A 24716-nucleotide genomic window follows, 5' to 3' on the forward strand; every position below is an offset into this window, starting at 1 on the left:
GCCCGGGAGCCGCCCGGGGGGACATCGCCGGCGGCCGCGTCACCGCGCGGCGTCGGAGCCGCTGAACGCCACCTCGCCGGTGTCGAGCGAGTAGTGGGCGGCGACGATCAGCAAGCCGTCCTCCCTCGCGGCCCGGGCCAGGACCCGGGAGTCGTCGCGCAACGTCCCGGCCGAATTTTGAACGTTCCGCCGGACAGCCCGACGGATCCACTCCGCCCGCTCGACGGCACCGGCGACATCGCGTGCGGCGTCCACCGCCGGCCGAATCCGCTCGACGATCGCCCGCAGGTGGGGCGAGTCCGCGTCTCTGCCGCTCTCCACCACGTCAACGGTCGCCGCCACCGCCCCGCAGCGGGAATGGCCGAGAACCACGATCAGGCGGGTCCCCAGGCTCTCCACGGCGAACTCCACGCTGCCGAGCACCACGGGATCGATCACGTTGCCCGCCACGCGCACCACGAAGAGATCCCCCAGTCCCTGGTCGAAGACGATCTCCGGAGGCACCCGGGAATCGGCGCAGGCCACGACCACGGCCACGGGCTTTTGCCCCGAGACCAGGGCCCGCCGACGGTCCGCGTCCCGCGCGCCGTGGCGAGCGGCGAGCCCACCCACGAAACGGCGATTGCCCTGTCGAAGCCGATCGAGTGCCTGCCGTGCAACGTCCATGATTCAGGTCCGGGAGTCGAGGATCGCCATCCTACCGACCCACCCGACCGCGGGCCAGTCCGCCGTCAACGCCGGCCGCGGGAACGGCCGCCGGAAGACCGGGAGCGGCCTCCCCACCGCTTGCGCCCGGAAGACGACGCGCCGTGCTTCCCCTTCCCCGAAAAACGCCGCGCAGCCGCGGGCCTCTCGACCGCATCGGCCTCGAAGCCGTCGATCTGCCGGCGCGGAATCGGCGCGCCGATCATCCGCTCGGTGGCGCGCACCCAACCGTGGTCGCTACCCGTGACGAAAGTGCAGGCCACACCGCTGCACTCGGAACGACCGGTACGGCCGATGCGGTGGGTGTAGGCCTCGGGAGTGCTGGGCACGTCGAAGTTGATCACGTGGGAGACACGGCTGACATCGATGCCGCGGGCCGCGATGTCGGTCGCCACCAGCACATCGTAACGGCGGGAGCGGAAGCCGCGCATGGCCCGGTCCCGCTGGGCCTGGGAGAGATTCCCCTGCAAACCCACGGCCCGGTGCCCGGCCTTGGTGAGCTGCTCGGCCAGGCGGCGCGCCCGATGCTTGGTGCGGGTGAAGACGATGGCCGACCGGCACTCCTCGGTAGCGAGAACGTGCTCGAGAAGAGCCCGCTTGCGCTCCTCGGAGACCAGCACCAGGGCATGGTCGATGGTAGACGCCGGGGAGGCGTCGGCCAGTTCCACCACGTGGGGCTTTTTCAGCAGGTTGTTCGCCAGCGAGCGCACCTCCCGCGGCATGGTGGCCGAAAAGAGCAGGTTCTGGCGGTGGGGCGGCAACGCCTTGAGGATCCGTCGAATGTCGGGAAGAAAACCCATGTCGAACATGTGGTCGGCCTCGTCGAGAACGACGGTTTCGATCTTCTCCAGGCGTAAAACGCCCTGCCCGAGCAGGTCGAGCACCCGGCCCGGACAGCCCACGACGATCTCCGGCGACTGCCGCAGGGCGTTGATCTGGCCGCGAACCGGAACGCCACCGTAGATCGTGATCATCTTCAACCGGGTGAACTTGGAGAGCAGGCGGATCTCGGCGGCGATCTGGGTCGCCAGCTCCCGGGTGGGGGCCAGGACCAGGATCCTCGGTCCCCGGCCGCGCACGTCGAGCAGCCGCTGAAGCAGCGGCAGGGCAAAGGCCGCGGTCTTGCCGGTGCCGGTCTGGGCCAGGCCCAGCACGTCCCGGCCGGCGAGGCCCGCCGGGATGGTTTCGTCCTGGATCGGACGCGGGGTATCGAAGCCGGCGGCCCGAACACCGCGCATGAGGAGATCGTGCAGCCCGAACCGGTCGAAGCCGGTGGGCTCGAGGGAAGCTAGTGTCGACATGAAGTAGTTTTTCTCCGCTGGACTCGTGCAGGCATCGGCCTGTACGGCGCAGCCGTACGTTTCCGACCCACACAACAGCAAAGGGCAAGAGAGATGGATAGCGGCGTGATCTCGGGGGAGGTGAAGCGAGAGACCCTGTTGTTCGCCGCGGTCGGGCGGGGACCCGATCACAGGACCAAGCTACGCTGTCATTCGGTCCGGCGCAACCCGGATCCGAAAAGACTCCGCCCCCCCCGGCAGCGGAGTCGCCGGATGCGGGTCAGGAAGAAGTCGGCTCGGTGACCGAGATCTCGGCCAGAGCATTGAGAATCGCGTTGAGCTCCCGCAGCAGCGCCTCGGCGCTTTCGAATCGACGGGCCGGAGACTTGTCCGTCATCCGGCGAACCATGGCCTCGACCCGGGGTGGGATGACCGCCTCCCCGGGCAGAGCCGGCAGCGGAGCGCGACGGTGCTGGTCGAGAATCTCGAGGGGACTGCCGCCGGTGAAGGGCAGCCGACCGGCAAGCATGCGGTAGGCGATGATCCCCAGGCTGTAGAGATCCGAGCGTCCGTCCACCCTGGCCGGATCGAAGCTCTCCGGGGCCGCATAGTTGGGTGTGCCGAGAAAGGAGTGGCTCGCCGTCAGGTTGGAACCGTCGAGAACCCTGGCGATGCCGTAGTCCATCACCTTGACGCCCCCCCCGGTCAGGCACATCACGTTCTCGGGCTTGAGGTCGCGGTGTACGACGCCCTTGAGGTGAGCGTAGTCCAGGGCCAGGGCGATGCCCCTGAGGATATCCAGCGCCTCCCGCAACTCGAGCCTGCCGACCCGCGCGATGCGCGCTTCGAGGGTCTCGCCGCGCAGCAGCTCCATCGCGATGAAGGGAACACCCTGCTGCTCACCCGCCTCGAAGATGCGCACGATGTTGGGGTGATGCAGGGTCGCCCCCAGGCCTCCTTCCCGCAGAAAACGCGCGACGAACTCTTGCTCTTCGAGCAGGTGGGCATAGGGGATCTTGAGCGCCATCTCGCGCTCGTCGCCCACGCGTCGGGCACGGTAGGTCGAGGCCATCCCGCCCCGACCGAGCAAGGCCATGATCCGGTAGGGCCCGAACTGCGAGCCTTCGCCGGCCTGCGCCTGCCCGGGTCCGGCAAACGTGGGGGTCAGACCGGTGTGGGGCATGTCCCGGGTTTCCATCGCCAGACGCGCCGGCGGATCCGGCTCGCCCCCCCGACGCGCCGCCAGCAAGCGGCGCAACGCCACGATCCCCAGCACGCAAAGCACGCCGACCACCACCAGCAAGAGGACCGTGAACGGACCCGGACCCCGGGGCGCCGACACCCGGGAGGAAGATGAGCGGTGGGCCGGCGGGGCCGGAGGCGCGCTCCCGCGGGAGGCGGGCTCACGGGGCGTCGCGGCCGGTCGCGGATCCCGCCCGGCGACTTCCCGCTTTTCCGCGACCACCGGCCGCGGGGCGGGACGGGCCTCCGCGACCGGGGCCGGGTCCTTCCCGGAAGGTGCCGCCGAAGGTGACGACGCGGACGCATCCACCGCCCGCGGTGCGGGAGGAACCGGTGGAGGCGGCGCCTGGGGCTCGAGTTCGAAGCGCAGGCTCAGCCGCTCACCCGCCCCCGCCTCGATCTGTCTGCGGGCCGCCAGAAAACCCTCCTGGCGAATCTCGAGGCGATGCATGCCGGGGGCAACGGGGAGTTCCACCGGCGTCATGCCCAGCAACCGGCCGTCGACGAAGACGTCGGCCCCCGGAGGGATGGATTCGAGAGCCAGGAGGGTCGGCTCCGGTTCGCTCGGCGCCGGGCGGGGGGGAGCCGGAGGTGGAACGGACGGAACCCGGGTCACCGCCCGCAGGGAAGACCGATCGCGGCGCCTCCGGGACTCGGCCAACCTGCGCTCGACAGGCTCGAGGACGCGGGCCGGGGACACGCCGGCCTGACGGGAACGACGCAGGTGTTCGGCGGCTTCCTCGATCAGGCCGAGTTCCAGCTCGGCCCGGGCCAGGTGCAGGTAGGGGTCGTAATGCTCGAGAAAATTGAGCCCGTAGGTACGGACCCGGCGGGCGGGCTCGGGTCGCTTGTGGGCCGCCTCGAGGAAGGCCTGCCGGGCTTCCTCCCAGCGACCGGCACGTTCATCGGCCAGACCCCGACGGTAGGCATCGTGGAAGGTGGCCGCGGCGAAACCGACCGCCAGCACGCCGAGCGCCGACAGCACGCCCAGGATCCGGAGCGTCCCGGGGGGCCGGCCGCGCCACTCAGTCATCGTCCCCGGGGCCCACGAAGATCCGGCGCAGGATCCGTGAAAGCCGGCTTCCCTCGGGAATCTGGACGATCAACGAGGCGATGATCGTCGTCTCGGTCTTCTCCAGGTTGCCGAAGGAATTGAACACCAGGCTCTGGGTATCCAGGCTGGCGGGCATGAAAAAGCGGCTGACTTCGGCATCGGCGCGGGTGCGGGAAAGGGTCAGATCGGCGGCCACGGTTCTCCATTTGATTCCGGCGCCCACCGAAAAGCCTCGCCGCACGAGCCGCTCCCGGGTCACCAGGTCGCGAGTCGGATAGGGTTCGCGGAAGACGCCGGCCCGGACCGGCACCACCGCGTTGCCGATGAAGAACAGGTACTCGCTGCCGATGCGCCAGTCGGAGCTGACCCCGCTGGTGGTTTGTCCGGCGCTGAGCAGGTCGAAGAAGCCGACCTGCACCTTGTCGCCGGGGTCGAAGGTGAACTCCTGCCAGTCGGTCCGCCCCCAGTCCAGCGCCATCAGCCAGCGCTCGGAGAGCTGCAGGCTGACTCCCACGTTCAGCGAGCTGGGCCAGTGCAGACTGGTGTCGATCGGCGGCAGCGAGGTCAGGCTCAGCGGCACGTTGCTGTCCGTGTCACCGGAGAACGAGTACGCGGCGTCGAAACTGCGCCGGTAGCGCACGCCGACGCGGAAGTGCGGATAGCGCAACAGGATTCCCAGGTCGATGTTCCGGGCCCGCAGGCGGGAAGCCTGGGTGTAGGCGAAGAAAAACTCGTCGGTGGGAGCACCGATCAACGCTCGGGCGTTGAAGCTGGTGAAGTCCCACTGACCGTCCCAGCTGTTGTAGGCGGCCCCGACCAGGGTCCGGTCGGTCAGCTCCACGGCCAGAGACACCGTGCGGGCCTTGATCGACCCGGCCTGCTGGCTGCTCTGCACGATGGACGCCAGGCGGGCCGAACCATCCGCCTGGTCACCAAAGAATGTGAACACGGCGTCATAGTCGAAATTCACCATGCGCTGCTCGGAGATCTGCACGGCCCAGTGCTTCCCGGCCATCCGGAAGGGCAGCGTGGCGGAAACGAAGTTCAAACCGTCACGACCAAAGGTGTCGGAAGAGTCCGTCAACCGCAGGGGCGGCGTCTCGCCAAAGGAAACGAAGCCCGTGTAGCGATCTTCCAGCCGCTGGCTGGAATAGACGACAGAGATCTCCGGAAGCCGAAGTTGAGCCAGGCCGGCAGGATTGAAAGAAGCCGCGGTCGCGTCGTCGGCCACGGCGGTAAACGCCCCGCCCATCCCCGCCGCCCGGGCCCCGGCTCCGCGGAGCGTAAACGACGCCCGGGCCTGTTCGGCGATGATCACGCCAAAGGGCACACGGGGTTCCTCGACGACCTGGGGCGGCTCGGCGGCGGCCCGGGTCAGGACGATCCCGGCGAAAACCAGGGCTGCGGGCAGCACGCGAGACATCTTTCCTCCCGGAGGCCACCTCTCCACGAGGTGGCGCTACGAGGGCCAAACTATGTCCCGCAAGCGAAAAAGGCCCGCCCGGTCAGCGCACGGCCAGAGCGCGCAGCCAGGGCCAGGGGCCGCGCACCGCACGCGGCGGAGCGACTCCCCCGGTGCGCTCGACCAGCAGATCCACCAGGGCCGGCCGGCGGGCCAGCAGGGTGAGCACCGCACGCGCCAGCCAGGGATGGGCCACCCCCCGCTGCAATCCCCGGGCCTGGCGCAGGCGAAAGCCGATCTCCTTCCGGCGGAGATGCGGATAGGCCGCCAGCTCCCGGGGACCCGGCACTTCCACCTCGGCCAGGGCACGCACCAGTTCCCCCGCCAGAATCTCCGCCCCCCGCAGGGCGAAGGAGATGCCCTCGCCGGTCATGGGGTCCACGTAGCCGCAGGCGTCCCCCACAAGGGCCGCACCGGGGACGACCTGCCGGGTGGTGCTGAAGGCCAGCGGCCCGATGGCCCGCACCGGTTCCACCCGGCGGGCCCGCGCCAGGCGGGGCCCCAGGGAGGGATGATCCGCCGCCCGGGAGTCCAAGATCGAGTCGAGATCACTTCCCTGCAGCGACCGGCTGGCCATGACGAGGTTCAGCGTGAAAAGTCCCTGGTCGACGCTGCAACCGGCGAAGTATCCGCTATCGAAGAGATGCACCTCGCCGGTGTCGAGGGGCGGTACACCCTCGTAGCGAGCCACCAGGGCATGGCGCCGGAGCCACCGTGTGGGCCGGGCGAGTCCCAGGTCCCGAACCACGCGCGAGCGAACCCCATCGGCGCCCACCGTGAACCGCGCTCTGAATTCGACTTCCCGCCCGCTGCGATCGGTACCCGCCGCACCGACCACGCGCCCCCGCCCGTCCCGCAGAAGGTGGCCGATGCGCACGCCTTCGGCGAACTCCACCCCTCGCCGGGCCCGGGCCCGGTCGAGCAGAATCCGGTCGAAGACCTCCCTCCGCAGACCCAGGCCCCAGTGGTCCCCGCCACTCCCCCGGGCCACCCTCCCGTAGCAACCGTGGGCCCGTTGCCCCCAGCCGAAAAGCCGCATGCCCTCCACGCGGTGGGCTCCGGCGTCGAGCAGCGGCTCGAGGGCTCCCAGGTCATCGAGTATCGGCAGGCATTCGGGACTGATGAACTCGCCGCAGGGCTTGAAGCGGGGAAAAACAGCGCGATCGACAAGCCGGACCCGGCAACCCGCCCGAGCCAGTCGCAGGGCCAGACTCGACCCCGCAGGGCCGGCACCGACAATCAGCACGTCGACCGCTTCACCCCGAGTCATCGGTTTCCTCCCGTACGCCGCACCTGGGATCATACCCATCATGAGCCCCAACTCCCACGGCACGGTAGGGTTCTCCCGGCACCGGGGCTGAACCGACCCGCGCCGGTCAGTGAAGACCGGAGGACGCGGCGGCGAGTCCCGGGCGGCGCAGGAGTACCGCCGGCAGCAGCAACAGGTCGGCAACCAGCGCCAGCAGGATCGTGGCCACGGCCAGGGCGCCGAATTCCCGGGTCGTCACCAGGGTGCCGAAAAAGAGCGGGACGGCGAAGCCTGCCGAGAGCACCAGCGAGGTGAAGACGATCGGCGCCCCGGCCGTCCTCATCGCCTCGCTGACAGCGGCGGCCGGATCGAGTCCCCGGCGCTCGGCGCGGGCGTAGCGCACGAGAAAATGCAGCGTGTCGTCGACGACCAGGCCCAACATCACCGAAGCGATCATGGCCGTGGCCACGGAAACCGGCCGGTCCGCCAGCGCCATCGCGCCGTAGACGACGATGGCCGGCACCAGGTTGGGGACGACACCGACCAGGGCCAGGGAGAGCCGGCGGGACGCCCAGAACCCGGCCACCAGCAGCACGATCAGAGTCAAGAGGCTTGCCAGAAGCTGGTCGCGTACCAGGCGCTGGGAATCCCGGGCCACCCGCACCAGGGTCCCCACCGCCCGACTGCCCGGCGACCCCAGGGCGGCGGCACCGGCTTCGACGGCGTCGAAGAGCTTGAAACGCAGAGACGTGCTCGACGGCACCATCACGGCGGTCAGCAGCGTCTCGCCGCTCGCGGCCTGCTGTTCGTCGACGACCTCCACCACCTGGGGCAGGTCCAGCAGCATCCGGCGTAGCGGGGTGACGCGTTCCCGGTCGGCGGCGGGGATGAGCAGGTCGAAGATCTCCACGCCTCCGAGTTGCCCGGCCAGGCGATGGAAATCGCGACGAAAAGCACTCGATGCCGGAAGGACGCCGACGGGATCCGTATCCACCTTCAACCGGGGCCATTGGGTGACGGCCACCGCGGTCAGCAGCACGAAGGCTAGCAGCACACCTCGCCGTCGGCGGGCCAGCCACGCGGCCAGCGTCCGCCAGCCTTCCCCCTCCTGCCCCCCCCCGGACCGACTCGATCCCGCGGGGCCGGGAGCCACGAGCAACCAGGCTGAACCGGCCAGGAAGGCCAGGACCCCGGCCACCACGACGCCCAAGGCGGCGAAAAGGCCGAAGCGCCGAACCGCGGGAATCAGATGGACACCGAGTGTGAGAAAGCCCGCCACGGTGGTCGCGACGGTCAGCAGCGCCGGAAAGGCGATCTCGCGCCACGCCTCCCGCAATGCGGCATCCGGCTGCCGCCCCTGGCTGCGATAGCGGCGGAAGGCTTCGACCAGGTGCACCGACCCGGCCACGCCCACGGTCAACAAGACGGGCTGGAGCAGGCTCGAGACGGGGTCGAGCCGATACCCCAGCAGCACGTAGGCGCCGCTGATCCAAGCGATGGCCAGAAGGGGGGGAGACAGCACAGCGAGCAGGTACCCGGCCCTCCGGTAGCGCAGCCCCAGCACCGTGACGAGCACCGCCAGTACCCATGGCAGCAGGCGACGACTCTCTTGTCGCACGCCGTGAGCGATGGCGATTTCCGCGATAGGCTGACCGGTGACGAGCCATTCCCGTTCACCACCGAAGCGCTTCACCCGCCGGAGCACCTCGCGGGCGGGTCCCGCGTAGCCCCCGCCCCGTCCGTCACCACCAAGCAGCACGGCCAGCACGGGCCAGGCCGTGCGGTCGGTGGGAAGGTCGACCACATCTTCGACGCCCTCGATTTCGAACAGGTCGTCGGCGAGTTGTTCGAAGGCGTCGGAAGAGCCCTCGCCGGGAGCGGCCACGAGCACCAGGTGGTCCTCACCGAAGAGCTCGACACGCCGCTGGTAATCCCGGGCCTGGGGGGTGCCGACGGACTTCATCGCCCCGTTGGATGGATCGACCTCGACCGTGTTGCCGATCCAGGCCAGCCACGCCGAGGGCAGGGCCAGCAGGGCGAGCAGCGCCAGCGCTCCACCTCGCCCCGGAATTCGAGTCTTTGTCCGCCGGGTACTCACCGCCGCCGCCCACCTCCGGTCCACTGCTCGACGCCCCGCCGGGAACGCCGCAACGCACGATAGCAGAGTCCGTCTACCCCCCGGGGGGGGCCGCGCCCCTGCTCCGCTAGCGCCGGCCCCGGCGCGGGTGTAGGGTCGAAAGGAAGGCCCGAGTCGAGCTTCATGCCGCATTGCCGATGCCGCAGTGCCGATGCCGCAGTGCCGGCAGGAGCGTCCCGTCACTTGTTTTTGCGCGAGGTCGACATGTCTCTTCCGGTCCATTGCCGAGTGGTCGTCGCCGTAGTCCTGGTGACGATGGCCGCTGGATGCCTCCCCGTTCTGGCGCAAACCGTGGAATACGAGTTGCTTGCAGGATCTTCCGAAGTCGGCTTCGAGGGGGCGAGCACACTTCACGACTTTACCGGTCGCACCACGCAGGTCAGTGGGCGCGTCCGCTTCGACCCCCGGGACCCCGGCCGGCAGCCCCGGGCGCATATCGAGGTCCAGGCCGCTTCCCTGGATACCGACAACAAGGGCCGCGACAGGCAGATGTACAAGCGGCTCGAAACAGATCGCTACCCCCTGATCGCTTTCGATCTGGAGGATTTCGAACTCGGCGCGCGGGAAGACGCCGGCTCCCTCTCGGGTATCGCCCGGGGCACGATCAGCATCCATGGGGTCTCCCGGCCGCTGGCGATGGAGGTCACCCTTCTGCCCGAGGAGGGCGACGGCTGGAAGGTCGTGGGCCGCGCCGATCTCGAAATGCCCGCCTTTTCGATCAAGCCGCCGCGGGTGCTGGGCTTCATCAAGGTCGACCCGCGGGTGACCATCTTCATCGCGCTGCATCTGGAGCCGCACTCATGACGGCGGACGGTGCCCGCATCGCCGCCGTGGCCACGGCCTTTCCGCCCCACGTCCACACCCAGCAAGAGATTTTCGAGGAGATGCTCCGGACCTGGCGGCCACCGGAGAACGTGGTCCGGCGCCTCGAAGCCTTCATCGAGAGCACGCGGGTCGAGCGGCGTCATCTCTCCGTCCCCCTTTCGCGCTACGGAGCCATCGAGACCTTCGGCCAGGCCAACGACCTGTGGATTGGCACCGCCGTGGAACTCGGGGAACAGGCCATCACCCGGGCCCTCGATGAAGCCGGGGTGGGACCCGCCGACGTCGACGCCATCTACTTCGTCTCCGTGACCGGGATCTCGTCACCCAGCGTCGACGCCTTGCTGGCCAATCGCCTCGGTCTTCCGCCCCGGGTCAAACGGACCCCGATCTTCGGCCTGGGCTGTGTGGCCGGCGCCAGCGGCCTGGCCCGGGCGGCGGACTATCTCAAGGCCTATCCCGATCAGGTGGCGGTGCTGCTGTCGGTGGAACTCTGCTCGCTGACTTTCCAGCGCACCGACCTGTCGGTGAAGAACCTGGTGGCCTCCTGCCTGTTCGCCGACGGAGCGGCCGCCGTCGTGCTGGTCGGCGCCGAGCATCCCGCCCGGAACGCGGGGCCGGAGTTGCTGGACAATCGCGCGTTCTTCTATCCGGCCACAGAAAACGTGATGGGCTGGAAGATCTCGGAGAAAGGCTTCGAGATCGTTCTTTCCGCCACGGTCCCGGAAGTCGTGGGCAGTAACATCGTGGGCAACGTGGACGCTCTGCTGACGGCCCACGGCCTCGAACGCGACGCCATCGGATCATGGGTCTGTCACCCCGGGGGCCCGAAAATCCTGATGGCCCTCCAGCACGCGTTGGGCCTGGATGAAAGCCACCTGGCCGCCACCTGGCACTGCCTGAAGGAAAAAGGCAACCTCTCCAGCGCTTCGCTGCTGCTCGTGCTCGAGCACACCATGCGCCACGCCAGGCCCGCTCCGGGAACCATGGGAGTGCTCGCGGCCATGGGCCCCGGATTCTGCTCGGAACTCCTTCTCGCTCGCTGGTAGCATCGTGGGACCGATGGAAGCCAGGGAGGACGACAACAACCATGCCCAGCACTGACGTGATCTGGATGACGGTCGGCTTTGCCGGCCAGGCCATGTTCTCGATGCGCTTCCTCGTGCAGTGGATCGCTTCGGAAAAGAAAAAGCGGAGTGTCGTTCCCCGGGCCTTCTGGTACTTCAGCGTGGCGGGGGGGATGATCCTCCTGAGCTACGCGATCCATCGCCTCGACCCGGTGTTCATTCTCGGCCAGGGCATGGGCCTGTTCATCTATGGCCGCAACCTCTGGCTGATTCACCGCTCCGACGCGCCGGCCGGTCAGCATTCCGGGTGAAACGCAATCGTCTCGACATCTACGACGTTCATGGCGGGGAATGGTGGGATGAACGGTCCCGGACCTTTGCCTCGCTGCGCACGATCAACATCTTTCGCTGGCGATGGCTGCGGCGCTGGCTGGGCGACGATCTGCGCGACCGCCTGGTCGTGGACCTGGGCTGCGGGGGCGGCCTGCTCGCCGAGCCGCTGGCCCGTGCAGGGGCTCATGTCGTGGCCGTCGATCTCTCCCCCGCCAGCCTGGGCACGGGCAGGGATCACGCCGCTGAGCGACGCATCGGCTGGACCCGGGCCGATCTCCATCAGGCTCCATTGCCCGACGGCTGCGCGGACCACGTGCTGCTCGCCGACGTGCTGGAGCATCTCGAGCACCCGGCCCGCGCGGTGAGGGAAGCCGCCCGCCTGCTGCGGGCAGGCGGCACGCTCTACGTCAACACGATCAACCGTACGCTGTCGGCACGCTGGCTGGCGGTCTACCTGGCCGAAGGGGTGGGCCTGGTACCCCGCGGAACGCACGATCCGCGCCTCTTCGTACGACCCGGAGAACTCGACCGGGCCGCCGCGGCGTGCGGACTCGAGCGAAGCCGGCGCTGCGGCGAGTTCCCCCGGCTGCTGCGCACCCTCTGGCGACGCGAGGTCCATTTCCGCCCGGCTCGCAGTCTCGCCCTGGCCTATAGCACGCTCTACGTCCGCTCCGGCAGTGGACCCTCCGGCCGCTGAAGAGTACCCTGAGCCCCCCATGAACCAGCCCTTGGACCTGTCGATCGTCATCCCCGTCTACAACGAAGAAGAGAACATCCCTCTCCTGCTGGGCGAGATCCGCGCTGCGCTGGAGAGCCGCCGGGAGTCCTACGAGGTGATCTGTGTCGATGACGCGAGCACCGACGGATCCCTGGCCGCGCTGCGCCGGGGCGCCGCGGAAGATCCCCGGGTCCGCATCGTCCGGATGACCCGCAACAGCGGTCAGTCGGCGGCCCTGGCCGCGGGCTTCATGCGCGCCCGGGGCGCGCTGACGGTCACCCTCGACGCCGACCTCCAGAACGACCCCGCCGACATCCCCCGCCTGCTCGACGCCCTGGGGGACAACGACGTGATCTCGGGCATCCGGGCCACGCGGCGGGACGACTGGCTGCGGAGGCTTTCTTCCCGGGTGGCCAATCGCGTTCGCAGCACCCTGCTCCAGGATTCGATCAGCGACGTGGGCTGCTCACTGAAGATCTACCGCACCGAGCTGCTGCGCTGGGTCCCCCCCTTCAACGGCATGCATCGCTTTCTACCCGCCCTCGTGCAGATGTACGGCGCCCGGGTGGTGGAGATGCCGGTGAACCACCGCCCCCGGATTCACGGAGAGGCCAAGTACGGCCTGCACAACCGCCTGTGGCGGGGCATCGCCGACCTCTTCGGGGTCCTCTGGCTGCGGCGCCGGCACGTGGATCTGCGGGTCGCCGTGGACGACACGCCGGACCCGTCGCAGCAAGCGCTCAGAACAGGCGTGGAACCACCACCAACGTGGTGATCACAATCACCACCAGAGCTATCAGGTTGGCCCCCAGCCCCCCCTTGATCATCTGGTATATCCGCACGTAGCCGGTCCCGAAGACGATGGCGTTGGGCGGCGTCCCGGCGGGCATCATGAAGGCCATCGACGCAGCCAGTGCGGCCGGAATCATCAGGATCGGCGGCTCCAGGCCGAGACCGGCGGCCGCCACCGCCAGCAGAGGCAGAATCATCGCCGTCGAAGCGGTGTTGGAAGCGAACTCCGTCAAACTCATCACGACCAGCACGACGAGCGTCAGGAAGACGGGCGGCGGCATCTCTCCCAGCGCAACGACCCCCCGAGAGAGCACCCGGGCCAGGCCGGTGTCGATCACGCCCCTGGCCAGCGCCAGCCCGCCTCCGAAAAGAAGCAGCACGTTCCAAGGCACCTCTCGCCAGGCATCCCGTTCGAGCAGGCGGCCCCCCGTTCCGGAAGGCGTGAGGAAGAGCGCCAGCGCTCCGGCGACACCCACCGCGGCGTCGTTGAGCATGCCCTCGTCAGCGATCCACCCCTGCCACAACTCGCGACTGATCCACGCCACCGCGGTCAGGGTGATGATCACTGCGGTGCGGCGCGCCCCGGGAGTCCAGGCCCCGAGGCGACTCAGCTCTTCCCGGACCAGTCGGCGTCCTCCGGGCAGGCGCTCGACCTCCGGTGGATAGGCCACCCGCACCAACCAGAGCCAGACCACGGGCAGGGTCAGCACCACGACAGGAACTCCAACCAGCATCCATTGGCCGAAACCCACGTGGATGCCCGCCAGATCCTCCAGCACGGCGGCAAGCAGCACGTTGGGCGGCGTGCCCACGAGGGTGCCCACACCCCCGATGGAAGCTGCATAGGCCGTACCCAGCATGACCGCCACGCCGAAACGGAAGCGTCCGGGGCGGACGTCCACCCCTTGCAGGCCGCGAACCTCGGAGGCTGCATGCTCGGTCAGCGCCAGGCCCACCGGCATCATCATCGCCGCCGTCGCCGAGTTGCTGACCCACATGGAGAGCCAGGCGGTGGCCACCATCAGGCCGAGAATGATCACCCGGGTCCGATCCCCCATCACCGCCACGATGCTCAGCGCCAGGCGGCGGTCGAGTTCCCAGCGCCCCAGGGCCAGCGCGAGCAGGAAACCGGCGAGAAAGAGCAGGATCAGGTGATGGCCGTACTGCCGACTGACGTCGGCGACAGGCATGATGCCCAGCAGCGGAAAGGCCACCACGGGCACCAACCCGGTGGCCGCCAGGGGCAAGGCCTCGCTGACCCACCAGCAGGCCATCAGCACCGCCACTGCCGCCATGCGCCAGACCAGGGCCTGCTCGCCGGCGCCACGGCCGAGCACGAGCAACGCCACCGCCCCCAGCGAACCGCCCCAGAAACCCACCCGGCGGGCCCATGCGGCTCCAGGCTGTCGCGTCGAAGCGGAAGGCATCCGGAAACTCCCGGCAGGGACGAGGACGACATGATAACAGGTCACCACGTCCCTCCGGTCGGCCCCACCCGGGGGCTCGTCCATGTCAGGATCGGACTAACCAACAAAAACTCCGACTTGTATGGATCGAAGGATCCGGGAAACGTAACTTCGCCGTCGTGACCCGCGCTGGTTCAAGGATGGCCGATGCGTGCAGGACGGGTCCTCCTTGCGCGCCATCGCCAAGAGGGTCCGGACCGGCCAGGCCCCGAAGAGGGAAACATGCACGCCAACGAAAACCGTCACCGCCCATCGCTCGTTCTGCTCGCCACGGTCATCGTCGCCACCCTGGCCGTCCGCGGCGCGCTCGCCCGGCAGCCCCGGCTCGACACTCTCGAACCCGACTCGGGCAGCCCCACCGCGAGTACCGCCGTCACTCTCTCGGGAAGCGGTTTCGCCGAGGACATGCAGGTCGCGCTCGTGGAAGGGGGCATCGTCGATCTGGGCCCGGAGGACAGCGTTGCGAAACTCGATCATCGTGGCGATCTGTTCTACGGCGCCCGTGAAAACACTCTCGTCCTGCTGCAACTCGAGCCTGACGGCCGCTTGATCGAGATCGCGAGACTCACCCTGGAGGGGGAGATCACCGCCATGGATCTCGACCAGGACCTGGCCCTGGTCGCCGTCTTCGACTGGGAAAACTGGCGGTCTTTTCTGGTCGTCATCGACGCCAGCGATCCCGGCAGCCCGACGGCCGTGGGGCGACTGGAGATCCCGTCGAGCATCTATCTCATCTCGCTGGCGATCGACGGCTCCACCGCAGTGTGGTCCGAATTCGATGGCTACCACTTCGTAGACCTGACGGATCCCGCATACCCCATCGAACGCAGCCGGATCGAAACGCGCCCCGGCTTCACGGACTTCACCCTGGAGGGCGGCTTCCTCTATGGCGGAGGGTTTTCGACGGGTTTGCTCGTCATCGACCACCGCGACCTTGACGCCCCGCAGATCGTCTATTCGAGCCGTTCCTACATGCCTTGGCGCAAAATCCAGGTCTCCCGCGAACGCCTCTACCTCTATTCCTACCCACAAGGCCTGGTCATTTTCGACATCTCCGATCCCGCCACGCCGGATCTTCTGGGAGGCTTTCCCGCCGGCGTGTCCCGCTTCGATGTCGATGATGTCGACGGCCACCGGCTCGTTGCCCGCCTGGCCAGTCGCACGGCGCTGTTCGATGTCAGCGACCCGGCCGCGCTGGTGGAGATCGAGGCCATCGGCGGATCGCTCCATCACCCCGACACGCTGATTCTGCACGGGCCGTGGATCATCGAAGGGCTCTACTCGCTCCGTCACCGAATCGACGCGCGGCGGGTCGAGCGCCCCGCGCCGCTGTTCCACTTCCAGGACCGTTCCACCATCCGCAGGAGCATGGCGGCCTCAGACGATCGGCTCTACGTCGGCGTGAAAGAAGGTGTGGAAATCTGGCGCCTCGACGGCCCTCGAGGCCCGGAGCGCATCGGCCGCATCGACGAGGCCGGCGATCCCAACGACCTGGCTGTCGGCCAGGGCCTGCTCTACGCGCTGTCCGGGAGGAGTCCCGGGCTGACCGTCTTCGATCTTTCGAATCCCGAGGCGCCGACCGCCGTGGCGCAGATCCCGAACTTGACGGGAGTTCGCCTCGTCGTGCGGGGCTCGTGGCTTTACATCGTCCAGGACCGGGCCCTGCTGATCGTCGACGCCGCCGACCCCCTGCATCCCGTCGAAGTGGGCCGCATCCCCGCACGGAGCGCATGGGGCAACTACGTCATCTTCGATGACGTCTGTCTCGATGGGTCGGACGCCTACATCGTCTCCTCCACCAACGGCCTGTTCAAGGCCGACATCGGCAACCCCGAGGCTCCCGAGATGGTGTGGGAGACGCCACAGGTCCTCGGACAGTTCCCTCACCGGTGCGCCATCGTCGGCAATCATCTCTACGTCGGTTCCCTGAGTACCGTAGCCGTCCTCGAAAAAGGATCCCGGCGGGCGGACGCCTGGCTGCGACCGGTACACGCCACACGAGACATGACCGCGGTGGGCGACCAGCTCTACATCAGCGACAGCCTGGGCCTGAAGGTCTTTGACACCTCTCTCGATCCGCTGCATGCGTCACTTCGCTCCGCCACCGATCTTCCGGGCAGCGTGCAAATCGGAGCGGTCGCTCTCGACCCGTCGCGGGCCCTGTCGGTGGGCTGGTTCGACCTTGCGGTCGTTCGCACCAATCCGGCCCTGGAGGATGTCCTGCGGATTTCCGACGGTCGGATGGAGTTCACCGTTCCACCCGGTATGAACGTGGGCACCTACCACGTCCTGGCCCACCAGTTCCACTCGGGCCTGCACTACCTCGGCAATGCGTTCGAGGTGACAGAGACCTGCAGCCTCGAGGCCTCGCTCGGTTCGGATCTCGACCCGCTGTCGGGCAAGGTCTCTCTACCCGGATCCTGGGTCCTCCACGCGGAAGGAGACGAGCGTTTCTTCGATCCCGAGCGCCGCCACCACGCATGGCTCGCATGGCCTCCCCTGGGAGAGGCCCCCATCGTGGAAACGGTCGCATCCGACAGCGCAGAAGAGGTGATCGAAATCCACCGCGGCCCCACGACCGAGGCGTGGGTCCGACTGATCGGCCCCGATCCCGCCTCTCTCGCCGAACGCTGGGAGACGATGGTCGCGCAGGGCGGAATCTCTCTCGCGCCCGACGGGCTGCACGACTATCGCCCGCTCGAGCTGAACCTGCGTCGGGAACGCAGCGGCGGTCTGGCGGTCGTCGATCCCGCGGGTAGGCCGCAGGGCGGAGCGGGGTCGACGGTCTACCGCTACACCTTGCGGGACGGCGTGCTGGTCGCGGCCACCGCCCGCGGTCCGCAAGCCGACCATCGCTTCCACCTGGCAGGCACCACCGCCGGAGGTTGCGAGGCGGAGGAGGTGCTGAGCGTCTTCGACGAGGCCGTGGCGGCCTGCCGGGCCTTCAATGACGAAAACCCGTCGTGGAAGATCGACTGTCCTGGCCCCTGAAGATCGGGGACTCTCGTCGCCGCGGATCCCGGGAGGGATCCGCGGAAGTACAGCTCTACCTGGTCACTGCCCGTCGTGCGCGACAAGAGCCTCTCCCGCCCCGCCCGCACGGCGTCGATGCGGTAGTCGATCCACCTTTCGGCACAGCCCGCGCATGCCCGGATTCAGGGCTCCAGCGCCCGGGGCATACCGGAACTGCTCAGATAACGCAGGGCCAGATCGGCCACCCGCGAGTAGCTGGCCGTCCCCCCGGTCACGCCGTGAGCCTCGAGGTAGGCGCTGTAGGTGCGGCGCACCGCCGGCGCTTCCCAGCCCCTGTGGGCGCGGGAAAAGGCCGCGATGGCCCGCAGGTCCCGCCGAACGGCTGGCGAGCGTCCCGAGGTGGTCGGGTTCAGTTCGAGCCACAGGCTCAGCCAGGCGGAGTAGCGCAACCGCGGATCGTCGGAGCGCCAGAGCGTCAGCAGGCCGAGGAAAGAGGCAGCCTCTTCCCAGGCCATCCCGGCCAGGTGCGCCCGCTCGTGGGCCATAATGGCCGGCAACAATCCCGGGGGGGCGGGCAGCACCACGTTGGGTTCGCCGGTGAACGGACCATAGGTGCCCGACACACCCCAGCGCAGTAGAAGGGGGCTGCTCAGGAAGACCTTGGTGCGCCCACCGGCGGGCCGCGGCAGACCCAGGTCGGCCGCCGCGGCGGCTTCCAGCTCGCGGATCCGGCGGTCGAGGGCGGGCAGATCCTCCGGCGTGCGGATCACGCCCCGGGAATCCTCCTCGAGACCGTCGCGCAGCAGGTCGAGGCGCTCGCCGATGCGCTCGCGCCACCGCCCGGCGACTTCCGCCGCGGGCGGGGGCCCGAGCCGGAAGATCGCCACGGGAGGATCGCGCAGATAGTTCAGACCCCACAGGGCGACGAAGAGGCTCCAAGCCCAGCCCCCGACAGCCAGGGCCCGCACCAGCCCGGAGAAGGCAGCGGTGATTCCCCCCGCCCCCCGGCGTCGGGCGCCGCGATAGCCGAAGACCAGGGCTCCGAGCACCGCCAGGCCCACCAACAGGAAGGAAAACTCGGCCAGGGAGAAGGGCAGCCAAGCGCTCGAGCCGGCGAGGACGCGGGCCACGAGGGGATAGACGCGACGCGCGTAGACCGCCTCCACCAGCCCCGGCAGGCGAGCGAGCAGGACGAAGGTCACCAGTGTCACGCCCGCCGCCCCCAGGCCCCAGCGGCACCAGCCCGGCAAGCGCCGGTGTCGGTCGCCCCGGTCGTAGTAAGGCCTCACGAGAAGAGCTTTCCCGCGAGACTGACTTCCTTGTCGGTGCGCGAGCCGATCTTGACCGCCGTGGACAGGCGGGGAACACCCTCGGCGTGCAGGATCTCGTGGATCCGCCGAATCGCGTCGAGCACCTCGTCGAGTTCCCCTTCCACGTTGGTGCCGTAGGCGTGGAGTTGCACTTCCAGCCCCGACTCGACCAGAAGCTGGTGGGCGCGCCGCACCGGCTCGCGCACCGAGACGCCGACGCCGATGGGGATCACCTGGATTTCCGCGAGGACTTTCATGGTCTTCCGCCCTCGGGTCGTTGCTGTTGCGACCCGCTCCATGATGGCACGGGCGGCCGGATTCAGCACCGAGCGCGCTGGCGGCTCCATTTTGTCGGCCCATTTGCGCCCATACGCCGGAGCGGGCGATGATTCCCCGGGCACTCGATCTCCAGGAGCCGCGATGGCCGACCCGAAAAGCCGCGACGGCGGCGTCTACCACGACCCGAAGATCCTCGCACTGGTCGAGGAGATCTACGGCGGGCACCCACCGGGGCTGGCCGAGGCTCTCGCCGCCCTCGAGCAGTACGACCTGCCACGGATCCAGATCTCGGCGAGCGACGGGCGCATCCTGCGGCTGCTGCTGCGGGCGATCGGTGCCCGCCGGGTGGTGGAGTTCGGCACCCTTTCGGGCTATTCGGCCCTGTGGATCCTCGATGCCCTGGGCCCCGAGGGCCGGCTTCTGACCTGCGAGATGGATCCGCGGCATGCCCGGGCGGCCGCGCGGGTCTTCGACGCGGCGGGAGTCGCCGAAAGGGTGGAGATCGTCCCCGGCAACGCCCGGGAGCACTTCGACCTGCTGGCATCGCGGGGGCCCTTCGATGCCGCGTTCATCGACGCGGACAAGACGGGCTATGCGGCCTACGCCCGTTGGGCCTTCGATCACCTTCGACCCGGAGGCCTGGTGATCGCCGACAACGCCTACCTCTTCGGGCACCTGGCGCCGCCGCCGCCGGGGCTCGACGACAGCCATGCCGCCGAGCGTCGGGCCGTGCTCGAGTTGCATCGCCTCTTCGCCCAACGCACCAGCGCCTGCCTGCCTACGCCCGACGGACTCGCCGTGGCCCTGGTGGAGCCGGCGACGCGGGGAGAGCCCCGGTGAGAGTGCTGGCTGTCGAATCCTCGTGCGACGAGACCGCGGCGGCCGTGGCCGACGGCCGCCGCCTGCTTTCGAGCGTCGTCTCCTCACAGGTGGCGCTTCATGCCCCCTACGGCGGCGTGGTACCCGAGATCGCCGCACGCCATCACCTGGGGCGGATCCGAACGGTGGTCGACCGGGCCCTCGCCGAGGCGGATACCGATCTGGAAAGCATCGAGGGTCTGGCCGTCACCCGCGGGCCGGGCCTGGTGGGCTGTCTGCTGGTGGGGGTCAACTTCGTGCGGGCTCTGGCCCTGACCCGCCACCTGCCGGTGGTGGGAGTCAACCACCTGGAGGGCCACATCGCCTCCGGCTGGCTGGAGGCCCCGTTGCTGCCCTTTCCGGCCCTGGCCCTTGTCGTCTCCGGCGGCCACACCGCCCTGTGGCGCGTGCGGGCCTTCGGAGCGTACCAGCAACTCGCTCGCACCCGGGACGACGCCGCGGGGGAAGCCTTCGACAAAGCCGCCAAGATGATGGGACTGCCCTATCCCGGTGGCCCCGCCATCGATCGCCTGGCCGCGCGGGGGGATCCCCAGGCCTTCCACTTCGGAGAAATTCGTATCAAGGACGGCGCGGCCTTCTCTTTTTCGGGCTACAAGACCGCCGTACGCGAGCACATGAGCCGGGCCGGAATCACGCCGCTACCCCACCCCGAAGCCGATCCACCCCAAACCATGATCGACCTGGTGGCTTCCTTTCGTTACGCGGTGGTGCGGGAGCTGGTGCGGCGCACCCGCCAGGCCCTGCGGGCCGATCGGCCCCGTTCGCTCGTCCTCGCCGGCGGCGTGGCGGCCAACCGGCTTTTGCGGCAGGAGATCACCCGCCTGGCCGACGAGCACTCCCTGGCCCTGGCGATTCCCCCGCTGAAATACTGTGGAGACAACGCCGCGATGATCGCCCGGGCGGGTATCGAGGTTCTCGAGACCGGCGCCAATCACATCGAAGAACTGGACGCTTCCGCCAGCCTGCCCCTGGGCGGGGAGGAAGCCCGACGCTCGTCACGCCGACACCGCTGACAACAGCGAGCAGCGCAGACCCGGTTCTCAGCGTCGGGAGAGGCGGGCGGCGAGCCGGATCGCCGCCACGAGGCTCTCCGCACTGGCCACCCCCTTACCGGCGATGTCCATCGCCGTACCGTGATCCACCGAGGTGCGCACGAAGGGCAGACCGACAGTGACGTTGACCGACTTCTGACGGGAAACGAGCTTGACCGGGATCGTCGCCTGGTCGTGATAGAGCGCCAGCACCAGGTCGAAGCGTCCTTCCCGAGCCATGGCGAAGACGCTGTCGGCGGGAATCGGACCATCGACTCGCAGCCCCTTTTCTCGCGCCTTTTCGATCGCCGGCTGGATTTCCTGGATCTCTTCGTGACCGAAGCGTCCCCCCTCACCGGCGTGAGGGTTGAGCGCAGCGACAGCGATATGAGGCGCCACGCCGAAGAACCGCTGCCACTGGTCGTGGAAGAGGATGAGCATTTCGGCGATACGCGAGCAGCGAATCTTTTTCATCGCTTCGCGCAGAGACATGTGGGTGCTCAGCAGCCCCACAGCCATTTCGGGAGTCCAGAAGAGCATGCCCACCTTGCGCGCGCCGCTGAGTCGCTCGAGCATCTCCGTGTGCCCGGGATCGGAGCAACCTGCAAGAGAGAGGGCCTCCTTGTGGATCGGCGCGGTGACGATGCCGTCGACCTGCTTGTCGAGAGCCATGGTCACGGCCCTCTCGATGGCCACCACCGCGACCTTGCCCGCACCGGCGGAAATCTTGCCGGGCAGCCATTCCTCGTTGCCGGGGCCGAGGTCCACCAGCACCGGCCTCTCCCAACGACGACTTGCGGGAACCTCGTCGACAACGTGGGCAAACGGCCAGCGGATCTTCAGTTCACGCGCCAGTCGCCGGAGGTGCTTTTCCCCACCGAGGACGACCAGCCGCGCCTTCTTCGCCGTGGCCTCCTCCGCCACGGCGCGCAAGACGATCTCAGGGCCGACACCGCAAGGATCGCCGCAGGTCACCGCAAGAACCGGCTTGTCGCCCTCCGTCGCTCCTTCGGCGACGGTCTTCTTCTTCATGCACCGCTCTCGGCGGCCGAGTCCTTGACGATGTACTTGATGTGCCGCTTGAAGACCAGCAAGTTCGGTCCTTCGTTACGATGCACCTTCAGGCAGTGCTGGTCGTACCATTCGATCCAGCCACGCAGTTCCTCGCCGTCCGCCATCACCACCACCATCGGCGTCTTGGCGTTCATCTGCTTGAGATAGTAGTACTCCTCCGCGTGGGTTTTCTCCGGCGGAAGAGGTTTGCGCCGTTGGTCGGAACCACCCGGGCCACGCCCGCTTCCGAAAGATCGCTCCCTGCGGTCGGCCTGTCCCGCCCTGCTGGGTTTCCTGTCCATCATGCTCCCTGCTACCGGGCTCGCCCGCCTACAGCGGCCCCCTTGGACTTGGGCGGACAATAGCATGCCCCGGCGCGGCTTCACAAGACGCCCCCCCACCCACGCACGCAATCCTCCAAGGCAAGATATTTCAGTAACTTACCCCCCCCGATTCCCGCATCCCCGGCGCTGTATCGAATCATGGGCCTTCCCAAAAGCCGGCCCCGGCCATGGCCCGGTACTACGCCGAAGTCACCTGCCCCATCTATCCGGAGAAGCGCTCGTACGCTGGATGGTCGTCGGCAGTCACCAAGGTCGTCATCGTCGCTACTGACGGACACCCACTGTGGTTCGACCCTGTCGAAGATCCATGCCCGGTGGTTCCCGAAGCGGCATTCGCCCCTATTTCAGTCTACAGCCCTTCCCCAAAGTAGGGGGGCGCGCACCAAAAGATCCAGCAGTACGCAAGCAATGCAATCGTCAACGACCTCAAGACGGTAAGCTTGTTTCTCCATGCTAACCATGACACCCAAAATAACATTACCATGACAGTGTTTTCGATGAAGACAGCAATCGAGTACGTCAAACCTTGGTGATCAATGCCAATAGTCAAACGGCAGGCAAAATAGTAGACGCTAACCCGGAAAATTCACGAAACCAAATAACGAAAAGCCCCAGAACTGCTAGAATTGGTGTGTAGGAAACAACTCGCAGCAGTTCCGAGGGCTTTCACATGAATGATGCTAATCGACAGTCCGTGATTTTTCAAGACCTCGAAGAAAAGCCAGTCCACATCGCTTTCGACGAACCGATGACAAGTTCGGATGGCGGAGCGATCCTGTTGAAGTCTGTGGATGCCCGGGTTGGGCTGACGCAGCGATTGGCGGAGTGTTTCGCTGATCCTCGTGCGCCAGGCAAGGTCTCGCATACGATTGAAGAGATGCTCCGGCAACGTGTTTTTGGTCTTGCCTGTGGTGACTCGGACACGAATGACGCAGCTCGCTTGGCGGAAGATCCAGTTCACAAGATGATCGTGGGTCGTGATCCGGTCGATGGTGCCAATCTGGCATCGCAGCCGACGCTCTGTCGTCTCGAAAACAATGCGCGCTCAGTTGACTTTACCGCATGGGAGGGGCTCTCGCGGATACGGTGATCAACTGGAATGCTCGGCGGCTTCGACGCAAGAAGGTGAAGCGAGTCACGATTGACCTGGATCCCACGGATGACCCGACTGACGGCGCTCAACAGTACTCGCTGTTCAATGGTCACTACGGATCGTGGTGCTATCTGCCGTTGCTCGGCTTCCTCTCCTTCGACAACGAGCCCGATCAACACTTGTTTGCTGCGATACTGCGGCCTGGTACAGCTCCTGCTGGACAGGCTGCGATACACCTGATGCGACGCACGATCGCTCGACTACGCGCGAAGTTTCCGAAAGCCAAGATCCGTGTCCGCTTAGATGGTGGATTCGCTTCGCCCGATATGTTCGAGTATCTCGAAGAGGAGAAGGTGGAGTACCTGATCGCAATGGCCAAGAACAAGGTTCTGGAGCGTCGTTCCAAGCGATTGATGGGAACGGCACGGCGTCTATCCCGCGAGAGTGGTAAGAGCGTAGTGTTGTTCTCCGAGACTCGATACGCCGCGCGTTCCTGGAAGGGCCAGAAACGCCGTGTGATCTACAAGGCGGAAGTCGTTTGCCTGGCTGGACGCACGCCGAAAGACAATCCTCGATTCGTCGTAACCAATCTTCCGCACAAACCCGAGAACGTGTACAAGATCTACCGTATGCGCGGTGACAGCGAGAACCGAATCAAGGAACTCGACAACGAACTCTACTTCGGGGGACGAGCTGCCATCGCGTCTTGGCGAACCAGTTTCGCGTCCTTCTGACCGCCGCTGCCTATGTATTGATGCAGATGATGCGGACACGCATGGTTCGAACCCTTCCCTCGATCGCCCGCAAGCAAATCGGCAGCCTTCGTTTGATGCTTTTCAAGATCGCTGGAAGGGTCGAGCGATCCGTCCGTCGTGTGGTCATTCATCTGTCCGAGAAGCACGCCTGGCGCAGCGAGTGGATTCAAACAGCTCGCGCGTGGGGCGCAATCAAGACGTAGCGCGGCCACCCCCTGTTTGACACTTCGGAAAGAAATGCCCTGCCACGCTCCAAGTGTGTGCTGAATGCTTACCGTAACACGAGCGTCGCGAGCAGGGCGGTGACGGTAATCGGTGTTAGGATGGGCAGGAGGTGCTGGACCGCTTGGAGGTCCTGGCTCCGGCACGCTTGACGCTGGACTTCGACGGATCGGTTCAGTCGACGAAGAGACACGCTGAGGGGGCCGCGGTGGGCTTCAACAAGAAGAAGAAGGGTGCGCGTAGCTACTATCCGCTGTTTTGCACGATCTCCCAGACGGGCCAAGTCTTCGACGTCTTTCATCGCTCGGGAAACGTACACGACTCGAATGGCGCGAAACGGTTCATTCTGGCGTGTCTCCAGGCGATCCGAGAGAGGCTCCCTCGTACGAAGATCGAGGTTCGAGTGGACAGCGCGTTCTTCAGCGACGAAATCGTGACCCTGCTTGATGA

Annotated in this window: 21 protein-coding genes and 1 pseudogene; 11 read left to right on the forward strand and 11 right to left on the reverse strand. The window is 67.4% G+C overall.

Annotation, left to right across the window (positions count from 1 at the left end; translation table 11 throughout):
• Positions 1-39 precede the first annotated feature (39 nt).
• The 6 genes from Q9Q40_12590 to Q9Q40_12615 form a co-directional block, all read right to left on the reverse strand.
• A complete protein-coding gene (locus tag Q9Q40_12590) occupies positions 40-666 on the reverse strand; it encodes a carbonic anhydrase (GenBank protein ID MDQ7008062.1) in 627 nt (208 codons plus the stop codon).
• A gap of 65 nt (positions 667-731) precedes the next feature.
• Entirely contained in the window at positions 732-2006 is a 1275-nt protein-coding gene (locus tag Q9Q40_12595) for a DEAD/DEAH box helicase (protein ID MDQ7008063.1), read from the reverse strand.
• A 259-nt stretch (positions 2007-2265) separates the two neighbouring features.
• Positions 2266-4260 carry a protein kinase gene (locus Q9Q40_12600; GenBank protein MDQ7008064.1) on the reverse strand — a complete coding sequence of 665 codons (1995 nt, stop codon included), beginning with the start codon at positions 4258-4260 and terminating at the stop codon, positions 2266-2268.
• A complete protein-coding gene (locus Q9Q40_12605; GenBank protein ID MDQ7008065.1) occupies positions 4253-5704 on the reverse strand; it encodes a UPF0164 family protein in 1452 nt (483 codons plus the stop codon). The genes Q9Q40_12600 and Q9Q40_12605 overlap by 8 nt, the downstream gene beginning before the upstream one ends.
• An 82-nt stretch (positions 5705-5786) precedes the next feature.
• Positions 5787-7013 carry an NAD(P)/FAD-dependent oxidoreductase gene (locus Q9Q40_12610; GenBank protein MDQ7008066.1) on the reverse strand — a complete coding sequence of 409 codons (1227 nt, stop codon included), beginning with the start codon at positions 7011-7013 and terminating at the stop codon, positions 5787-5789.
• Between the two features lie 106 nt (positions 7014-7119).
• Positions 7120-9090 carry a hypothetical protein gene (locus tag Q9Q40_12615; GenBank protein ID MDQ7008067.1) on the reverse strand — a complete coding sequence of 657 codons (1971 nt, stop codon included), beginning with the start codon at positions 9088-9090 and terminating at the stop codon, positions 7120-7122.
• Between the two features lie 243 nt (positions 9091-9333).
• Between Q9Q40_12615 and Q9Q40_12620 the strand changes: the two genes are divergently transcribed.
• From Q9Q40_12620 to Q9Q40_12640, 5 genes are read left to right on the forward strand one after another with little or no spacing between them, the layout of a single operon-like run.
• On the forward strand, positions 9334-9933 hold the full coding sequence (locus Q9Q40_12620) for a YceI family protein (protein ID MDQ7008068.1): 600 nt from the start codon (positions 9334-9336) through the stop codon (positions 9931-9933).
• Positions 9930-11000: a 3-oxoacyl-[acyl-carrier-protein] synthase III C-terminal domain-containing protein gene (locus Q9Q40_12625; protein MDQ7008069.1), complete on the forward strand. Its 1071-nt coding sequence runs from the start codon at positions 9930-9932 to the stop codon at positions 10998-11000. Before Q9Q40_12620 ends, Q9Q40_12625 begins: the two co-directional genes overlap by 4 nt.
• A gap of 41 nt (positions 11001-11041) precedes the next feature.
• Complete coding sequence (locus Q9Q40_12630; protein ID MDQ7008070.1) at positions 11042-11329, forward strand: lipid-A-disaccharide synthase N-terminal domain-containing protein; 288 nt, start codon at positions 11042-11044, stop codon at positions 11327-11329.
• Positions 11326-12048, forward strand: a complete 723-nt coding sequence (gene ubiG / locus Q9Q40_12635; GenBank protein ID MDQ7008071.1) for a bifunctional 2-polyprenyl-6-hydroxyphenol methylase/3-demethylubiquinol 3-O-methyltransferase UbiG — start codon at positions 11326-11328, stop codon at positions 12046-12048. The genes Q9Q40_12630 and ubiG overlap by 4 nt, the downstream gene beginning before the upstream one ends.
• Before the next feature lie 19 nt (positions 12049-12067).
• Positions 12068-12844: a glycosyltransferase family 2 protein gene (locus Q9Q40_12640; protein MDQ7008072.1), complete on the forward strand. Its 777-nt coding sequence runs from the start codon at positions 12068-12070 to the stop codon at positions 12842-12844.
• Here Q9Q40_12640 and Q9Q40_12645 read toward each other — a convergent pair.
• Entirely contained in the window at positions 12810-14288 is a 1479-nt protein-coding gene (locus Q9Q40_12645) for a DASS family sodium-coupled anion symporter (protein ID MDQ7008073.1), read from the reverse strand. The two genes, Q9Q40_12640 and Q9Q40_12645, sit on opposite strands and share 35 nt — an antisense overlap.
• A 261-nt stretch (positions 14289-14549) precedes the next feature.
• On the opposite strand from Q9Q40_12645, the gene Q9Q40_12650 reads away from it, so the two are divergent.
• Positions 14550-17318 carry a hypothetical protein gene (locus tag Q9Q40_12650; protein ID MDQ7008074.1) on the forward strand — a complete coding sequence of 923 codons (2769 nt, stop codon included), beginning with the start codon at positions 14550-14552 and terminating at the stop codon, positions 17316-17318.
• A gap of 164 nt (positions 17319-17482) precedes the next feature.
• Here Q9Q40_12650 and Q9Q40_12655 read toward each other — a convergent pair whose 3' ends face one another.
• Together Q9Q40_12655 and Q9Q40_12660 are read right to left on the reverse strand one after the other, a co-directional pair.
• Positions 17483-18589 (reverse strand): DUF3810 family protein, encoded by a 1107-nt coding sequence (locus Q9Q40_12655; protein ID MDQ7008075.1) that lies wholly within the window; start codon positions 18587-18589, stop codon positions 17483-17485.
• Positions 18586-18867 (reverse strand): MTH1187 family thiamine-binding protein, encoded by a 282-nt coding sequence (locus tag Q9Q40_12660; GenBank protein ID MDQ7008076.1) that lies wholly within the window; start codon positions 18865-18867, stop codon positions 18586-18588. The genes Q9Q40_12655 and Q9Q40_12660 overlap by 4 nt, the downstream gene beginning before the upstream one ends.
• A gap of 163 nt (positions 18868-19030) precedes the next feature.
• Between Q9Q40_12660 and Q9Q40_12665 the strand changes: the two genes are divergently transcribed.
• Together Q9Q40_12665 and tsaD are read left to right on the forward strand one after the other, a co-directional pair.
• Complete coding sequence (locus Q9Q40_12665) at positions 19031-19729, forward strand: O-methyltransferase (GenBank protein MDQ7008077.1); 699 nt, start codon at positions 19031-19033, stop codon at positions 19727-19729.
• The gene (gene tsaD / locus Q9Q40_12670) at positions 19726-20781 is read left to right on the forward strand and encodes a tRNA (adenosine(37)-N6)-threonylcarbamoyltransferase complex transferase subunit TsaD (GenBank protein MDQ7008078.1); all 1056 of its coding nucleotides are present in this window, start codon (positions 19726-19728) and stop codon (positions 20779-20781) included. The genes Q9Q40_12665 and tsaD overlap by 4 nt, the downstream gene beginning before the upstream one ends.
• A gap of 27 nt (positions 20782-20808) precedes the next feature.
• Here tsaD and pdxA read toward each other — a convergent pair whose 3' ends face one another.
• On the reverse strand, positions 20809-21831 hold the full coding sequence (gene pdxA / locus Q9Q40_12675) for a 4-hydroxythreonine-4-phosphate dehydrogenase PdxA (GenBank protein MDQ7008079.1): 1023 nt from the start codon (positions 21829-21831) through the stop codon (positions 20809-20811).
• Entirely contained in the window at positions 21828-22157 is a 330-nt protein-coding gene (locus tag Q9Q40_12680; protein MDQ7008080.1) for an RNA chaperone Hfq, read from the reverse strand. The genes pdxA and Q9Q40_12680 overlap by 4 nt, the downstream gene beginning before the upstream one ends.
• Before the next feature lie 709 nt (positions 22158-22866).
• On the opposite strand from Q9Q40_12680, the gene Q9Q40_12685 reads away from it, so the two are divergent.
• The 3 genes and pseudogenes from Q9Q40_12685 to Q9Q40_12695 all read left to right on the forward strand — a co-directional run bounded on the left by Q9Q40_12685 (position 22867) and on the right by Q9Q40_12695 (position 24716).
• Positions 22867-23286 (forward strand): transposase, encoded by a 420-nt coding sequence (locus tag Q9Q40_12685; protein ID MDQ7008081.1) that lies wholly within the window; start codon positions 22867-22869, stop codon positions 23284-23286.
• Positions 23283-24023: a transposase gene (locus Q9Q40_12690; GenBank protein MDQ7008082.1), complete on the forward strand. Its 741-nt coding sequence runs from the start codon at positions 23283-23285 to the stop codon at positions 24021-24023. Before Q9Q40_12685 ends, Q9Q40_12690 begins: the two co-directional genes overlap by 4 nt.
• A gap of 355 nt (positions 24024-24378) precedes the next feature.
• Positions 24379-24716 (forward strand): annotated as a pseudogene (locus Q9Q40_12695) (transposase).

This window comes from Acidobacteriota bacterium (assembly GCA_030949985.1).
In the GTDB taxonomy this organism is placed as follows: domain Bacteria; phylum Acidobacteriota; class Polarisedimenticolia; order J045; family J045; genus JALTMS01.

Coding starts and splice junctions, on each gene's coding strand:
- Q9Q40_12590 (MDQ7008062.1), bottom strand. CDS start 666: ATGGACGTTGCACGGCAGGCACTCGATCGGCTTCGACAGGGCAATCGC.
- Q9Q40_12595 (MDQ7008063.1), bottom strand. CDS start 2,006: ATGTCGACACTAGCTTCCCTCGAGCCCACCGGCTTCGACCGGTTCGGG.
- Q9Q40_12600 (MDQ7008064.1), bottom strand. CDS start 4,260: ATGACTGAGTGGCGCGGCCGGCCCCCCGGGACGCTCCGGATCCTGGGC.
- Q9Q40_12605 (MDQ7008065.1), bottom strand. CDS start 5,704: ATGTCTCGCGTGCTGCCCGCAGCCCTGGTTTTCGCCGGGATCGTCCTG.
- Q9Q40_12610 (MDQ7008066.1), bottom strand. CDS start 7,013: ATGACTCGGGGTGAAGCGGTCGACGTGCTGATTGTCGGTGCCGGCCCT.
- Q9Q40_12620 (MDQ7008068.1), top strand. CDS start 9,334: ATGTCTCTTCCGGTCCATTGCCGAGTGGTCGTCGCCGTAGTCCTGGTG.
- Q9Q40_12625 (MDQ7008069.1), top strand. CDS start 9,930: ATGACGGCGGACGGTGCCCGCATCGCCGCCGTGGCCACGGCCTTTCCG.
- Q9Q40_12630 (MDQ7008070.1), top strand. CDS start 11,042: ATGCCCAGCACTGACGTGATCTGGATGACGGTCGGCTTTGCCGGCCAG.
- Q9Q40_12640 (MDQ7008072.1), top strand. CDS start 12,068: ATGAACCAGCCCTTGGACCTGTCGATCGTCATCCCCGTCTACAACGAA.
- Q9Q40_12645 (MDQ7008073.1), bottom strand. CDS start 14,288: ATGCCTTCCGCTTCGACGCGACAGCCTGGAGCCGCATGGGCCCGCCGG.
- Q9Q40_12650 (MDQ7008074.1), top strand. CDS start 14,550: ATGCACGCCAACGAAAACCGTCACCGCCCATCGCTCGTTCTGCTCGCC.
- Q9Q40_12660 (MDQ7008076.1), bottom strand. CDS start 18,867: ATGAAAGTCCTCGCGGAAATCCAGGTGATCCCCATCGGCGTCGGCGTC.
- Q9Q40_12665 (MDQ7008077.1), top strand. CDS start 19,031: ATGGCCGACCCGAAAAGCCGCGACGGCGGCGTCTACCACGACCCGAAG.
- pdxA (MDQ7008079.1), bottom strand. CDS start 21,831: ATGAAGAAGAAGACCGTCGCCGAAGGAGCGACGGAGGGCGACAAGCCG.
- Q9Q40_12680 (MDQ7008080.1), bottom strand. CDS start 22,157: ATGATGGACAGGAAACCCAGCAGGGCGGGACAGGCCGACCGCAGGGAG.
- Q9Q40_12685 (MDQ7008081.1), top strand. CDS start 22,867: ATGAATGATGCTAATCGACAGTCCGTGATTTTTCAAGACCTCGAAGAA.